The organism is Hahella sp. NBU794 (genome assembly GCF_050749805.1).
GTDB lineage: Bacteria > Pseudomonadota > Gammaproteobacteria > Pseudomonadales > Oleiphilaceae > Hahella.
In genome coordinates, this window is the sequence record NZ_CP192738.1 from 6,464,380 (window position 1) to 6,479,435 (window position 15,056).

At 58.0% G+C, this 15,056-nt stretch carries 12 protein-coding genes; 5 read left to right on the forward strand and 7 right to left on the reverse strand.

The window, feature by feature from the left end; translation table 11 throughout:
* The first annotated feature begins 10 nt into the window (after positions 1 to 10).
* Positions 11 to 1,564 (forward strand): exosortase O, encoded by a 1,554-nt coding sequence (gene xrtO / locus ACQYWX_RS28455; protein ID WP_431687140.1) that lies wholly within the window; start codon positions 11 to 13, stop codon positions 1,562 to 1,564.
* Positions 1,554 to 4,349: a TIGR02921 family PEP-CTERM protein gene (locus ACQYWX_RS28460; RefSeq protein WP_431687141.1), complete on the forward strand. Its 2,796-nt coding sequence runs from the start codon at positions 1,554 to 1,556 to the stop codon at positions 4,347 to 4,349. Before xrtO ends, ACQYWX_RS28460 begins: the two co-directional genes overlap by 11 nt.
* Before the next feature lie 59 nt (positions 4,350 to 4,408).
* Here ACQYWX_RS28460 and ACQYWX_RS28465 read toward each other — a convergent pair whose 3' ends face one another.
* The 4 genes from ACQYWX_RS28465 to ACQYWX_RS28480 form a co-directional block, all read right to left on the reverse strand.
* Positions 4,409 to 4,870, reverse strand: coding sequence for a hypothetical protein (locus tag ACQYWX_RS28465; RefSeq protein ID WP_431687142.1), 462 nt, complete (start codon positions 4,868 to 4,870; stop codon positions 4,409 to 4,411).
* Between the two features lie 185 nt (positions 4,871 to 5,055).
* Positions 5,056 to 5,652: a LysE family translocator gene (locus ACQYWX_RS28470; RefSeq protein ID WP_431687143.1), complete on the reverse strand. Its 597-nt coding sequence runs from the start codon at positions 5,650 to 5,652 to the stop codon at positions 5,056 to 5,058.
* Positions 5,653 to 5,717: 65 nt separating this feature from the next.
* Positions 5,718 to 6,563 carry an AraC family transcriptional regulator gene (locus tag ACQYWX_RS28475; RefSeq protein ID WP_431687144.1) on the reverse strand — a complete coding sequence of 282 codons (846 nt, stop codon included), beginning with the start codon at positions 6,561 to 6,563 and terminating at the stop codon, positions 5,718 to 5,720.
* Entirely contained in the window at positions 6,560 to 6,964 is a 405-nt protein-coding gene (locus ACQYWX_RS28480) for a hypothetical protein (protein WP_431687145.1), read from the reverse strand. The genes ACQYWX_RS28475 and ACQYWX_RS28480 overlap by 4 nt, the downstream gene beginning before the upstream one ends.
* A gap of 318 nt (positions 6,965 to 7,282) precedes the next feature.
* Between ACQYWX_RS28480 and cobW the strand changes: the two genes are divergently transcribed.
* Both cobW and cobN read left to right on the forward strand, forming a co-directional pair.
* Entirely contained in the window at positions 7,283 to 8,353 is a 1,071-nt protein-coding gene (gene cobW, locus ACQYWX_RS28485; RefSeq protein ID WP_431687146.1) for a cobalamin biosynthesis protein CobW, read from the forward strand.
* A gap of 4 nt (positions 8,354 to 8,357) precedes the next feature.
* Positions 8,358 to 12,173 (forward strand): cobaltochelatase subunit CobN, encoded by a 3,816-nt coding sequence (gene cobN, locus ACQYWX_RS28490; protein WP_431687147.1) that lies wholly within the window; start codon positions 8,358 to 8,360, stop codon positions 12,171 to 12,173.
* A 37-nt stretch (positions 12,174 to 12,210) separates the two neighbouring features.
* On the opposite strand, the gene ACQYWX_RS28495 is transcribed toward cobN, so the two are convergent.
* Positions 12,211 to 12,648 carry a GNAT family N-acetyltransferase gene (locus ACQYWX_RS28495; RefSeq protein WP_216739332.1) on the reverse strand — a complete coding sequence of 146 codons (438 nt, stop codon included), beginning with the start codon at positions 12,646 to 12,648 and terminating at the stop codon, positions 12,211 to 12,213.
* Between the two features lie 206 nt (positions 12,649 to 12,854).
* On the reverse strand, positions 12,855 to 13,487 hold the full coding sequence (locus ACQYWX_RS28500; RefSeq protein ID WP_431687148.1) for a YitT family protein: 633 nt from the start codon (positions 13,485 to 13,487) through the stop codon (positions 12,855 to 12,857).
* 296 nt (positions 13,488 to 13,783) lie between these two features.
* Here ACQYWX_RS28500 and ACQYWX_RS28505 point away from each other — a divergent pair, with 296 nt between their 5' ends.
* Positions 13,784 to 14,293 carry an aminoacyl-tRNA deacylase gene (locus ACQYWX_RS28505; protein WP_279501410.1) on the forward strand — a complete coding sequence of 170 codons (510 nt, stop codon included), beginning with the start codon at positions 13,784 to 13,786 and terminating at the stop codon, positions 14,291 to 14,293.
* Between the two features lie 15 nt (positions 14,294 to 14,308).
* Here the strand turns inward: ACQYWX_RS28505 and ACQYWX_RS28510 are convergent, their stop codons facing one another.
* Positions 14,309 to 14,983 carry a hypothetical protein gene (locus tag ACQYWX_RS28510; RefSeq protein WP_431687149.1) on the reverse strand — a complete coding sequence of 225 codons (675 nt, stop codon included), beginning with the start codon at positions 14,981 to 14,983 and terminating at the stop codon, positions 14,309 to 14,311.
* Positions 14,984 to 15,056 lie beyond the last annotated feature (73 nt).

Consider the following 15,056-nt stretch of genomic DNA (forward strand, 5'->3'; position numbering starts at 1 on the left):
TCAGATACGCATGCCGCCAAACGCATTATCCGGAACATCCCTGTTCAGCCCGCCGCTTTATCGCATTGGCGTTCGCGTGATTATCGCCACCCTTTTCCTGTGGCTGTTCAGCCCTGTCCTGGCCTGGATAGGAAACCAGATGCTGACGCCGGAAAACGAGTTCCATGTCATCGCCTGTTTGTTACTGGTTGGCGTAGCGATCCATGCTTACAGGAGAAAAGCATCTTCTGGCCATGGGCTGGCGTTTCAATGGCGCATGCTTCCCTTCGCCCTGCTGACGACCAGCTGTTTTGCGTATCTACTCAACGAGTACGTCACCGGCATTCATATCTTCTCCGCTACGCTAATGACAACCGCCAGTTACGGCCTGCTGGGCCTGTATGTCGCGCCCAGTCTCTGGCGCAGCGCGTTGATCCCCTGCGCACTGTTGATATTCGCACTGCCTTTTGAAGGTTATCTGGATATTTATCTTGGCTTTCCCCTGCGCCTGCTGTGCGCCGATCTGGCTGGCGACTTACTCTCTGCGTTGGGCGTTCCTCCCATGTCCAATGAGTCCATCATCCTGATTGAAAACAAAGCGGCGGTGGTGGATCTGGCCTGCAGCGGCCTGAAAGGAATCTGGGCGGGTATGATCTTTTTCCTGCTGCTCACCTGGTTGGAGCGCAAAGCGCTGTCCTGGCGCTGGCTTGCCGTCCTGATGCTGTTTCTCAGCGCACTGATATTCTTCAACGCGCTGCGCATTACCGCCCTGGTGTATACAGATCTGGCGCTGGATGCGCCGCAGGTTGCGGATCACATTCATACAGCCCTCGGCGCGTTGGGATTTGTGCTGTCCTGCGCCCTGGCCTGGCTCGCCCTGACCTTGACGCCGTCGCGTCCTCAGACAGACCAGAACCATGCGCCATCATCTTTCACCTGTTTCTCTGGCTCCGCCTCGACGGAGTCATCGGTTTGGCGTCGTAACGGGGAGCTCGCCATTGCCGCTCTCCTGGTTCTGGCGCTGTTCGGCTATACGCCGCACCCGAAACTGACGCTGGCGGACGCATCGGTCGACCTGCCGGCGCCGCCACAGTTCGCCGCGCAGGCGGCGCCCTTATCCGACATAGAAGCCGGCTTTTTTGATCGCAACGCCGCTACCGCCCGCAAATACCTGTTTTCCTGGCGGGACATGCAGGGCAGTTTGATTCTGGTGCACAGCCGCTACTGGAAAGCCCAGCACGATCCCCGTAATTGCTATCGATCCCAGGGCGTCAGCATTGATGATGAGAAAACCTGGGTGCTGCCGGACCAAAGCGAGATTAAATATCTGCGCCTCGATCAAGGCGCCCGCTCCGCATTTTATTGGTTCCAGTCCGCCGACAGGCAAACCGCGGATTACTCCTCCCGCGTCTTTTCCGCCTGGCGTGAACCGGAACAATCCTGGGTGATGGTCTCCGTCGCCTGGAACAGCATGATTTCCCCCGACCTTGCGGCGCAAGCGACAGCTTTACTGCGCCAACATGTTCAACACATCCTGACCGGAGCTGAGACTTCCGGCGCTGAACGGAGCGACAATGGAAAATAAGAAGTTACCTGTGTGGATAGCGGTCTGCTGCTACCTCCTGTTCTGGTTCTGGAACCTGACCTACGCCGTGCTTGCGGGCGTCCTGATCATTCCCCACTTCACCATGCCCGCTATCACCGGCGCCGTCATCGGGCTGCACAGCGGGTTCACCGCATTGTTCGCCACCCTGTTGGTGGCGATACCGGCGCTCTGTATCGGACTGGGTTTCACGCGTTTCCGAAAAAATCCCACCGCGCTGATCAAACTGTTTTACGGCGTGGAGATGCCCATCATCTTTATCATGCTGAGCACAATGTTCCTGCTGCGCGAGCTGAATCCAGGCGTCACGCACGTGCTGATCAATATACTGGTCGCCCTATTCGCTTATCTCGCCTGTCTGTGGGGCGGCCTCCACACTCGTTTCCCCATGTGGCTGCGACTCAGTCTCGCCATGACCATGCTGTTGACTGGACTGTATTGCGCACTGCTGCTCGCGCCGTTCTTTATTCCCGCCACCGCAGGCTTCTTCGAATTATTGGGAGAGATCAAACTAAGCCACTTGGGTGATATTTTTAACTATCTACTCTTCCTGGTAGCGCTGATATGTGGCCTGTCGACGTGCGTGGTCTTTCTGGCGCTCCCCTTTGTGCTGATTTTCCTTTACATCCGGGAGTTTCTACGTGAATGGCGCATTGCGGACGCCAGTCTTGGACGCGCCAAAGCCAGCGCCATTACAGCGGGAATACTGGGGGTAAACGCCATCCTGTTCGCCGTCCTGAATCAGCAGCCACAACAGGAAACATTTGAGCGCATGGCGTTCCTGGACCAGCAATTCAGACTTGGCGAAACGATCCCCAGTATTCCGCGAGAAAAGCACGACGCCTTGCGCAAAGGACTGATCAACGCCTACCTGGCGCCCTATCGTTATCTATCCACCACAGAGAGAAACAGCGCCGTGTATAACGCTTACCTGGGCGCTTTTGACGATGCAGACCATGCTTTGGCGAAAGTATCACAAGCCGTCTTCGACTTTTTGGCGACGCCCTTTCTTTACGATGGAGCCTACTTCCACGAGGATAAAGAGCGCGCCGCCCGTTATTATCAGAAGTTCTTTGATCAGCCCATCGAAAAAGGAGAACCGGAGGCGATTCTAAACGCCCTCAAAGCCACCTTCGACCAAGGCAGCCCCGCTGCAGGACTGGTGGATGTGCTGAACCGGCATGTATTAGTCACCAACATAGCGATCACGGTCGAGCCGCAAGACGACAGCGCGCGCATTCGCATAGTGCAAACCCTGGAGAACCAGACCTACAACAATCATGAGGTCACGTTCCATTTCAGCCTGCCGGAAGAAGCCGCGCTAACGGGCCTATGGCTGAGCGACGATGCGACGGATCTGGACAAGTTTGTCTACGCCGTAGCGCCTCGCGGCGCAGCGCAACAGGTTTACAACGACGAAGTGAGCCGACGCATCGACCCCTCTTTGCTGGAACAGGTCGGTCCCCGTCAATATCGTCTGCGCGCCTTTCCCGTTCCGCCTCGTAGCGCCAAATACAATCGCTCCATGGGCCTGCGACTGGGTACGGACTACGAGGTCAAACCCATGTATTTAACGGTGGAGTACAAAACCACCCTGGACGACCAAGACGCCTGGCCCTTGCCTCAGCTGTTGGAAAAGCGCAACGCCTATTGGAGCGATCAAACTCAACGCACCTTGAACGGCCAGCCAGTTCGCACTGAAGAGGACGTATGGCTCCCCACTACTGCACCGGTGTCAGCGGTCGTCCCGCGCAAGCAGCATGACGCCGTCGTCGCTGGCCAGCGCGTTCGCGCCGTTCCCCGCACCGGCGCTGATGCGCAATGGGATATCCAAGCATCAAAAACGCCTTACGCCGTTCTTATCGACGGCTCTTACAGCATGGGCGAGCAGACGGAAAATGTAGCGGCAGCGTTGAAGCAACTACAACAGCTCGATATCGCCCACGAAATTTTTCTGTGTCATACACGCTGCCAGCCCATGAAAAACCTGCCGGCAGCCGAAGAGTTTTATGGCGACAGCCTGCCCATGAACCAGTTAGCCGACTGGCGCAGAAACGCAAAGCAGAATTATGAGGCGGTAATGCTGCTGACCGACGCCGGCAGCTATGAACAGGAGTCCCAAGTCTCATTCAAAGCCACCCAGATGCCGCCAGTATGGCTGGTTCACCTGGGCGGCGCTCTGGCTTACGCCTATCACGACCAGACACTGGACTTGCTCAAGCAAAGCCATGGCGGCGTCACCCAGTCGCTACAGGAAGCGATCGTCGCCCACCAGTTCCGACAAGGGCGAGCAGAAGACGGCTTGTTCGCCATCACCCCTCACTACCTTTGGTACATGGATGAAAACACCAGCGCCGAGGCGGAGAAAAACAGCGCGCAAAGCGGGGAGGACTTCTTTTCAGCTATCGCCGCGCGCCGCTGGCTGGAGTATCTGGCGCAGACCCGCGACACCTCCGATGTCCAGGTGCTGGACCAATTGCACGCGATCGCCAAAGCCGAACATATGGTGACGGACTATTCTTCCATGATCGTACTGGTGGAAGAGCGTCAGAAAAAAGCGCTGGAGGAAGCGGAGCAAAAGGCGGATCGTTTTGATCGTGAGGTAGAGACCGGGCAAGAAGCTTTTAGCGCCCCCATGGACATGTTCAGTGCATCTCCAGTCCCTGAGCCTGAAGAGTGGCTGCTGCTGGGACTGGCAGGTCTGATGCTGGCGTTCGCCGCCCTGCATCGCAGACGCCAGTTCACGCTGCAACCCGCCAGTCTTTAAAACAAAAACGCCCGGCTAACCCCGGGCGTTCTTTTATATTTCGAATCAGTTTTATTTGATCAATACGGCAGCAACATGCCAACGCCAAACAACAAACCAATCACGACAACCAGCACCAGCAGCGAAATACCAAACGCCGCCCAATTCGAAATCATGGCGCCGCCGTTCGCCATATGATGTTCAACATCATCTCCCTGGTACTTCTTGGCGATCTGCATCATCGCCACCAACTGTACGACGGTGAACACCACGTTGACGCCAGGAATATCCGGCACAAAGAACGCCAATCCAAAGATCACCACCAACGCCAGAAAAGAGAACACCAAAGCATTGCGGGCCATGTCTTCACGGCCAAGCTGCTTGAAGTTGTGAGAAAGAATAATGCCGCCGGCCAGAATAGTGCCGAAGAACGTCGCCAGTCCTACAGCGGGCAACTTATACAGGCGGTAATCGCCAACGGGCTTGCGGCTACTGCGGCCGTCAATAAGGGAGGATTCCGGGGTTTTATATACTTCTTCCATTATCTGCTCCAAAACTCTATGCATGAAAAGATTGGCGCTGGGTGCAATGGAGGACGACGCCCATCGCGCGCCAAAGAAATAAAAGCGAGGAAAGTGACGAAAACCCGTCGTGGAAAATTAAAAACTCCCAATCAAACAGAGCAAATAAAAAAGCCCGGCCGAAGCCGGGTGCAAGATAGGGTAGGTCAACCCAGGAGTAACCAGACGCCGACAGCGGTCAAGCCGCCGCCGAACAAAACCGCCTGAACATGCTGGCCAAGACCGCCAGTCAGGCGCTTCACCAGCACTGCGCCAGCAGCGATCCAGGCAAGATGAGTACAGATATTAAGACAGGCCAGCATCGCCGCCAGCCATAGCGCCCGCGCCGTCGCCTCTTCACCTTGAGCGCCAAACAAGGAGAACATCAGGACCACCATCACCCACCCTTTGGCGTTGAGCAGTTGGATAATCAGGCCATCTTTGAAGCCAAGGATTTTGGGGGCGGCCGGCTCTCCAGACAGCGCCGGACGGAAAAAGCAGTAACCCAGATAAAACAGATAACAGGCGCCCGCGGTGCGCAGAATGGCGTAGCTTTGCGGATACTCCTGCATCACCGCTCCCAGGCCAAACCCCACCAACAATGATTTAAGAAGAAACACCAGATCGATTCCCGCCATCAAGGGCAATGAACGTTTAACGCCCAACTGCGCGCCGGATGCGGCGAACACCACATTGGCGGGTCCGGGACTGAAAACAAGGGGGAACATGACGGCCAGCCAGGCCGCGATAAAACTTAACGACATAGATTTACTTCCTGCATTGACTCCAAAGCCGCCTACAGTCTCGCAGAGGCGACCAACAACAGGCGCTAATCTATGACGGAAGGAGAGAAGGGTTCTTGTACGAAATTGCGTTTGGCGAAACTGCCAGGGGTCACGCCATACACTCGCTTGAAATTGCGATGCAGATGACTTTGATCGAAGAAACCACATTCCAGAGCCGCCGTCAGCGGCTCCATACCGGCCTCCAACAGCCGTTTGGCTTCACGGGTTTTCAGCAATATCAGAAATTGATGAGGGGTCAGCGCAAAGCGTTGCTTGAAGGCGCGAATCAACTGGAAGCGGCTCATGCCGGTCAGCCCCGCCAACTCTTCCAGGGCGACATTGCGACGCCAGTGGTCATGCAGGTAATCGCGAATCCGCAGACAGCCTTGCAGATCCTGAACGCGCCTAGCCCCAACTTCGCCGCCATCGCCATGGCGCTGGAAAAGCTGATGCAGCGCTGCGGTCAGCAATGAATCCTGAGCCAGAGAAAAACTCTCCGTCTCCAACGCCTGATGCAGTTCCAGCAACAACGAAAAGACAGCCGGATCATCAATTACCGGACCCCGCAGAAAGGGCGAGAAACCATTGCGATGCTCACGCAGCGTTTCCCGCAGCAGGGCTTCTTCGAAATAGAACATGCGATAGCGCCAGCCGCCATCGCTGGCGGCGAAGCCAGTATGCGGCTCCGCAGGATTAATGGCGACGATCTGGCCACGGGGAATCACCACTTTGCCGCCGCGATAATCCAGTCCCTCAGCGCCTTGCAGAATAACGCCCACGGCAAGCTGGTCATGCCAGTGTTTGCTGAATGAGAAACGGTTAAACGCGGCGGAAAGCAACTCTACGCCCTGCACGCGTGGGCTCTCCCACAAACGGGAGTATTCCTTCATTTGGGCGCCTTACTGCGTCGGGACATGGCGTCATAGATCACGCCGGCAATCGCGCCGCACGCCAGAGCGCCAGCCAACGCGTAAATGCCCAGCAACAGATACATCAAGCCTCCCCCCGCCACGCTGGCCGCCGCCGAAGCGCAGCGCTTCCAGGCGGGTGCAATAAAGGTCGCGGCGACAACCGCACAAGCGCCCACCAGTCCGGCGCAGACAAACCTTACCTGACCCGGCCAGGCGTCCCAACCTTCCGCCAGACAATCCCCGCCGCCATACATTTCAGGATCACATCCCCACTCGACGCGCAGGTTGTAGTAGATAAGCGCCAGCAACGCGCCATAGAGGACGCCGGCCACCCAGGCCAACGGAGTGCAGAGAATACGGACAATAGCAGTAGCGTTCACATCACATCCTTTTCAGGCAGGTCCTTTCGACGCTTAACGCTTGCAAGGTTAAGTCTGCTAAAGATGTAAATCTCCGGCGGTAAAGTCAATACGCGCCCGCCACGCCGGTCGTCATTCACTGGGCGCGAGGTAATGGCGCGCCGTGAAATCTACCCGCTATCCGGCTTGTCTCCATACGCTTTTATTCTCCTGGCGATCTGCGTTCACCCACTCTAAGAGGATGAAAATCCGGGAGATTTGGCGCAGAATGCGACTCATTAATCGAGGCGCAGGAGTACGCGCCGCCGCATCTTAAGGAACACTGCAAGAGGCCCCAACGTGCAACTGAATAAAATTCCCGCCACTGTCGTCACCGGATTTCTTGGCAGCGGTAAGACCACCCTGCTGTCCAATCTTTTGAAACAAGCCAACGGCAAACGCATCGCAGTGATCGTCAATGAGTTCGGCGAGCTGGATATCGACGCCGACCTGCTGCGCAATTGCCCTCTGGATTGCGACGACAACGCCGCCACGCAAACGGATTCCGGCATTTACGAACTCGCCAACGGCTGTATTTGTTGCACGGTGGAAGAGGAATTTCTGCCCGTGATGCAGAAGCTGGTGGAGCGCCGCGATCAGATTGACCATATCCTGATTGAAACCTCCGGTCTGGCGCTGCCCAAGCCGCTGGTGCAGGCGTTCAACTGGCCGGACATCAAGCAGTTCTGCACTGTGGACGCAGTCATTACCGTGGTGGACGGCCCGGCTGTGGCGGCAGGCCGCTTCGCTCACGACCCGGAACGGGTGGAGCAACAGCGCCAAGCGGACGAAAGCCTCGATCACAACCCCAGCCTGCGGGAACTGCTGGACGACCAACTCAGTTCGGCGGACCTGGTGGTTATCAGTAAGAGCGACTGCCTTGATGAAGACGCCCGCGCACAGGCGCTGCAACAAGTGCAGGCGAAGCTGCCGGAGCGGGTGAAAACCCTGTTCGTCGCCAACGGCGAGGTGGATTCGCAAGTGCTGATCGGCCTGGAAGCCGCGACGGAAGAGCGCATCGAAGCCATCCACACTCATCATGATCATCACCATGACCACGGTCATCACCACCGCCACGCCCACGACGATTTCGACTCCTGCGTCATTACGCTGGGTGCCGTGGACAGCGACAAGCTCCTGGCGATTACCCGCGACCTCATCAGCGCCAATACCATCTACCGAGTCAAAGGCTTCGTCGCCAACGGCGATAAGCCCATGCGCCAGGTGGTGCAGGCAGTGGGCGACCGCATCGCCCATTATTTCGACCGTCTGTGGGGCGCTGACGAAGACCGTAAAACCCGTCTGGTGTTTATCGGTCAGGGCATTGACGCCTCCGCTCTACGTGACGCCCTGAGCGCGGCGGAAGTCTGAGCCCATGCATCTGCTGGCGGCGCAACCAGGCGGTTTCAATGACGGCGAAGGGATCGTCGATCTGCAACAAACGCCAGCGGATCTGGTGATTCTCACCGCGGCGGACGGCGCGCTTGCGCTGCTCGCCCAGGTGGCGGAGACGCTGCCGGATAATTATCCCAGCCTGCGGCTCGCCAACTGGATGCACCTGAGCAAACCAGCGGCGTTCGACCTCTATCGGGACCAGGTGCTGGACCACGCCAAAGTCGTGGTGCTGTCGCTGCTTGGCGGCGCGTCTTATTGGCCCTATGGACTGGAGCAATTGCAGGACTGGGCGCGGCGTCCCGGACGCACATTGATTGTGGTTCCTGGCGATGACAGCGAAGACCAGCAACTGCTGAACGGCGGCAACGTCGACGCCGCCTGCGCTCATCGCGTCTGGCGCTATTTGCGGGAAGGCGGACGCGGCAACAGTGAACAGCTGTTTCGCTATCTTGCGACCACTTTTTTCGATTGGAACCTGCCTTGGCTTGAGCCGCAGGTTATCCCACGCACGCTGATCTATCATCCACACATCGCCGACGCCACTCTCGAAGATTGGCGCAAGGACTGGCGTCCAGACCAGCCCACCGCGCTGTTGCTGTTCTATCGCAGCCACCTGCAGGAAGCCAATACCGCCATGTTCGACGGGCTGATTCGCGTACTGCAGGAACAGGGTTTGAACCCGCTGCCGCTGGCGGTAGCCTCCCTGAAAGAGGCCGCCTGTCTGGAAACCGTGGACCTGCTGTGCCAGCGCAGCGCGGCCACAGTGATTCTCAACACCACCGCTTTCGCGCTGCAAAACACCGGCAACGCCTCTCTCTCATCAACGCCCACTGACTATACCCATCCACTGAGTGTCGACGTCCCTATTTTGCAGGTGATTCTGGCTTCCAGCAGTGAAGCGGACTGGCGCGAGCAAAGCGGCGGCCTGCGTTCCCGGGATATCGCCATGCATATCGCCCTGCCGGAACTGGACGGCCGGGTCATCACCCGCGCAGTGGGATTCAAAGACTCCGATTACTACAGCGAACGCTGTCAGCTGAATGTGGTGCGCTACGCGTTACAGGAAGAACGCGCCCGCTTCGTCGCCGAACTGGCGCTGCGCTGGAGTCGTCTGAGCGCCAAGCCCAACGCCCACAAACGTATCGCCCTGGTGCTGGCCAACTACCCCACCCGAGACGGCCGCATAGGCAACGGCGTTGGCCTGGATACGCCGCGCTCCACATTAAACCTGTTGCGTGGTCTGCAGGCGGCGGGATACCCGGTGTCGGATATTCCGGAAAACTCCGCTGCGCTGATCGAACAGTTGCAGTCATCCATCACCAATAATCCAGATACCCTTGAGCTGCTGCCTTGCCATCAAAGCATGGCCCTGGCGGATTACGAAGCCTGCTTCAATCGCCTGCCGGTGCGCTGTCGACAGGCTGTGCTGGAGCGCTGGGGAGCGCCGCAGCAAGATCCCAAATGTCGCGCCGGCAGGTTGATGCTGTCCGGCGTCCGCCTGGGGGAAACCTTCGTCGGCATTCAGCCTGCGCGGGGCTATAACATGGACCTCGCCGCTAATTACCATGATCCCGACCTGATCCCGCCTCACAGTTATCTGGTCTTCTACTTCTGGCTGCGCCACGCCTACGAAGTCGACGCCATCATGCATGTGGGCAAACACGGCAATCTGGAATGGCTGCCGGGCAAGGGCGTGGCCCTGTCGGAGCAGTGCTGGCCGGACATCGCCCTTGGCCCCATGCCGCATATCTACCCTTTTATCGTCAATGATCCCGGCGAAGGCGCGCAGGCCAAACGCCGCGCCCAGGCGGTGATCATCGACCATTTGATGCCGCCCATGACCCGGGCGGAAGTCTATGGCGAGCTGGCGGAGCTGGAGCGTATGGTGGACGAGTATTATCAGGCCATGGGCCTGGATGCGCGTCGAGAGAATCACCTGCGCCGAGAAATTCTGCAGAAAGCCCGCAGCGCCAACGTGCTGGCGGAGCTGTCGCGAGCAGGCGCGGTGCCGGACGATGACGCCGTACTGCAGGAGCTGGACACCTACCTCTGCGACATCAAAGAGGCGCAGATCCGCGATGGCCTGCATTGTCTGGGGGAACTGCCGGAGCCCGCGCAAATGCGCGATACCCTGACCGCGCTGGTGCGACTGCCTCGTGGGGAACAGCCTGATGATCGCGGCCTGTTGCATGCGCTGGCGGCGGATATGCAGATGTCCGTCAACGGCGATGACCCATTCGATCCCCTGCAACCGCAAGCTCGCCTCTGGCTGGGCGCACGGCCGCAGCCTCTGGTTGCGCTGCTGGAGTCAGTCTGGCGGACGGAACAGCATACGCGGGAACGTCTGGAACTGTATGCGCAACAACTGGTTGAGCAATATGTTCTGAGTGATGCGCCGTTAACCGCGCTGCGTGACAGCCTGCCCAGCGCCTCAGCCCTGCTCGCCTATCTGCAAACCGTACTGAAGCCTGCGTTGCAACGTAGCGCCGACAACGAGATTCAACACAGTCTGCGCGCGCTGGCGGGACGCTTCGTGCCACCCGGCCCCAGCGGCGCGCCCACCCGCGGACGTCTGGATACGCTCCCTACTGGACGTAATTTCTATGCCGTGGACAGCCGCGCGATTCCGTCCAAAACCGCCTGGGAGCTGGGTCAGGCCTCAGCGGAGCAAGTGGTGCTGCGCCACCTGCAGGAGCATGGCGATTATCCCAGGCAAATCGGGCTGTCGGTCTGGGGCACCGCCACCATGCGCACTGGCGGCGACGATATCGCGCAAGCCTTCGCCCTGATGGGCGTGAAACCGGTGTGGGCGCCTGGCTCTCATCGTGTGGTGGATTTCGAAATCATCCCCGCGTTCTATCTGAACCGTCCCCGCGTGGACGTGACGCTACGGGTGTCCGGTTTCTTTCGCGACGCGTTCCCCAATGTCATCAAACTGTTCGACGCCGCCGTGCAAAAACTGGCGGAGCTGGAGGAGCCCGGCGACAGCAATCTCATTCAGCGCCATATCCGGGAACGGGAGGCGCAACTGACCGCCGCCGGCGCGTCAGCGCAAGAAGCCAGACGACAAGCGGGTTTCCGCGTCTTTGGCAGCAAACCCGGCGCATACGGAGCCGGGCTTCAGGGCCTGATCGACGAGCGTTGCTGGGAAACGCCAAACGACCTCGCCCGCGCCTACGTGCAATGGGGCGGCTACGCTTACGGTCAAAATGAGACGGGAGAAGAGGCCTTCGGTGCGTTCAGCTACCGCCTCGGCCAGTTGGAAGTAGTGATGCAAAATCAGGATAACCGGGAGCACGACATCCTGGATTCCGACGATTACTACCAATTCCAGGGCGGCATGACCAATGCGGTCAGCGTGCTGCGGGGCGATGCGCCCAGCGTCTATCTCAATGACCACAGCAACCCCGCCGCGCCGAAAATACGCACGCTGAAAGAGGAGCTTAACCGGGTCGTTCGCTCACGGGTGACCAATCCCAAATGGATCGCCGCCATGCAGCGACACTCTTACAAAGGCGCTTTCGAAATGGCCGCCAGCGTCGACTACCTGTTCGCCTATGACGCCACCACAGGGCTAGTGGACGACTACCAATACGCCCATGTCAGCGACGCCCTCGCCTTCGACGCCGCCAACCAGGCCTTTATGCGCGAACACAATCCACAGGCGTTGCAGGAAATGGCGGAACGTCTATTGGAAGCGATGCAGCGTGGGCTCTGGCAAGAACCAGGGGATTATCGGGAGCGTATGGAAGCGCTGATATTGGAGCTGGATGAGCAGGCGGAGGGAAGTCTGTGAGCAACAGGCGCATGTACGCGCCTGCCGGGTTAATCACTTAGTCGACCTTTTTTTCCATCAAAATCAGATTGTCTTTCCTGTCGATCAGGGCGAAGCCGTGACGACGGTACAGATTCTTTGATGGATTACAGACGAAGGTTTTCAGGCGGACGCTGGGCAATTCGCGCACCCAGGCGGCGGTGAACGCTCTTTGGATGGCCTGGCTGCCAACGCCGAGATTGCGGTAGGCGGGCAGTACGTGCATGTCGCGCACGATGCAGGCTTCTTCGTCAAACGCCAGACGCAACACCCCGACTTTCTCTTCACGATAAAAAATATCGTAATTTTCGTGGTCGCCCCAGTATTTCGAAACCCGCTCCGGCGTCCACTCCACTTCATACTTGTTGAAGTACTCCGCCATGCTCTCGCGGATCACCCGCTCGGCGAAGGATTTGTCATCGGATTCTCGGAAGTATACGTCCGTGTTGGCGTTCATAGGGACAAAATACTAGTGTTGTTGCGGTTAATGGGCCGCCGATAATAGCTTTTCTGCGCCTGCAACGCCACCACCCCAGGCTCAGAGCCCTGAAAATTAAAGGGGAAAGCGGCTTTTTATCATCTTTACGGTCTAAAACATCATCGCCAACCTAGACTCTAAGACCTAATACTTGAACATCGTTTATACAACCAAGATTGCAAGAATCATCTGACTCCCAGCTCGACACGGGACGATTCGCACTCTTCAGCTTCCACTCTCCGCAGCTGATCCCGCTTGTGATAACGCCCCACCACCCAGCTCAGCACCACAAATCCCATCAGGGACCACAGCAGCTCCCAGCCATTGAACACCCAGGCGCCGACGAGAGCGACCAGACAGTCCGCGGCAAACAGGGTCTGCCCCGCCTGCAGGTCATAGCGGTGCTCCGCCCAGACCGCGACAATATTCACCCCGCCCAGGGAAGCGCCATGACGCATGATCCAGGTCAGCCCCGCGCCAATCAGGCCGCCAGCGATCAACGCCGCCAACCATTGTGGCGTGGCCTGTAATGCAATCGACGCCATCAGCGCATCGCTCAACAGACTGACAAAAGCGATAGCCGCCAATGACTTAAAGGTGAAGGCACGCCCCAAGGTAAGCCACGAAAGCACAAAGAAGGGGCAATTCAGCAGAAAAAACAAGCCGCCGAAACTCAGGGGAATCCAGTGTTCGATGATCAGCGCCCACCCGGCGACGCCGCTGACCAGCAAATGCGAACTGTTGAGAAAAACCAGCCCTAAGGCTACGAGGGCGCAGCCCTCAATGATTGCCAGACCTTTACGCCACTGCACGGACATCTACTGCTCCTGTATGTATGTGAGGATCGCTCAATACGCCGCCGCGTCGATGCCGGGATCGCCGGCGCTGGCGCGGGTTGAATCAAAGGGGGCTTACAGCAATATCCGGACCAGCGCCAGGTTTCGCATCCAGGCCAGATCCAAACGCTCAACAAGCACAAAAAACGATCAACACAAAGCCTTAAGAGCTATAATTTATGAATCCGGCGGACAAATAGCTTTCTCACTATTTATCCGCCTGCGCCTGCTCAGTCAGGCGCTGCCTGTGCGTTAAAAAGATGTAGGAGGGCGAGAAAATGTCTATTGCCTACCGAGTCAGACAGTACCTCAACAATCAACAGATCTCCTATGACGTCACCCACCATGTTTATAGCGAAGGCGCAGTACAGACCGCCATCGCCGCCCATGTGCCTTTTAAGAACATGGCCAAGGCCGTGGTGATGGAGGATCATGAAGGCCGCCATCTGATGGCGGTGCTTCCCGCTATCAACAAAGTGCAGATGAGAAAGCTGGGCTCTCTCGTGCAGCGAGGCTTGAAGCTGGCGGATGAGAAGTCCCTGTCTTCCCTGTTCGACGATTGTTCCCTCGGCGCCATTCCCGCCGTCGGGCTGGCCTATCAGATGGAAACCATCGTCGACGACGAGCTGCTGCGTTCAGCGGAGTTATATCTGGAGGCGGGTGATCATCGGGATCTGATTCATATGAATCATCAGCAATTCGAAACGCTGGTGCGGGACTGCAAACATGGCGACTTCAGCGCGCCTATTGGCAGCCCCTCCGCTTTTCACATGTTCGGGCGTTGGTGAGCGCCGCGCGGGCGCTTAATCCTGCAGCCAGATCAACTGGTAAGAGCGCCCGTCCGTCTCATAGGCCAGCACGATAAAATCTCCTTCCCTGGTGACCTTCACGGGGGTTTCCTGCTGCGTCAACATGGCTGGCCCGACGCCACCTTCCATATCCAGCATCCAGTTGGAGCCGTCGAAATACAGCAGGCCGCTGCCAGTGTAGATATCGCGCAGGCCCTGGTCGTCGTAGGCGTTGAGCTCCACGAAGATCTGGTATTGGTCGACCTTGAGCGCGTATAGATCCATTCCGCCCACAAGATGCATTTGTTTGTTGTCGCGGGAATAACTCATGAGTTCATAACCGCCCGCCGTTAATAGCGACGTTTTCGCTTGAATGGAAACCTGCGGCTGACTTTCCGACTGCGCCACGTCGGCGATTTTGTTGGAGGCGTCGGACATGCTCTCGATCCCCGCCGCCGGCGCCGGTAACTGGTTGAAGCCATATTGAGTGTTGTTGGTCAGTCGTGGAGCTAGCGCCATCCCGACGCCCGCCAGCAACAAAACCACGGTGGGCGCGTTGAAGTTCGCGTAGATGCCCGACTGCCGCGCTTCCGCGCCATGATTGGCGAGCTTGCCCCCGAAGAACAAAGCGACGCCGCTCAATACCAGCAACACGCTGGCGATGGTGATGACAGCATTGAGAGTTTCCATAATCCTCAGCCTTTATATTGTTATTGTCGCGTCGGCGCCGTTCAGGAACACATCGTCGCCTGTCAGGCGTCAG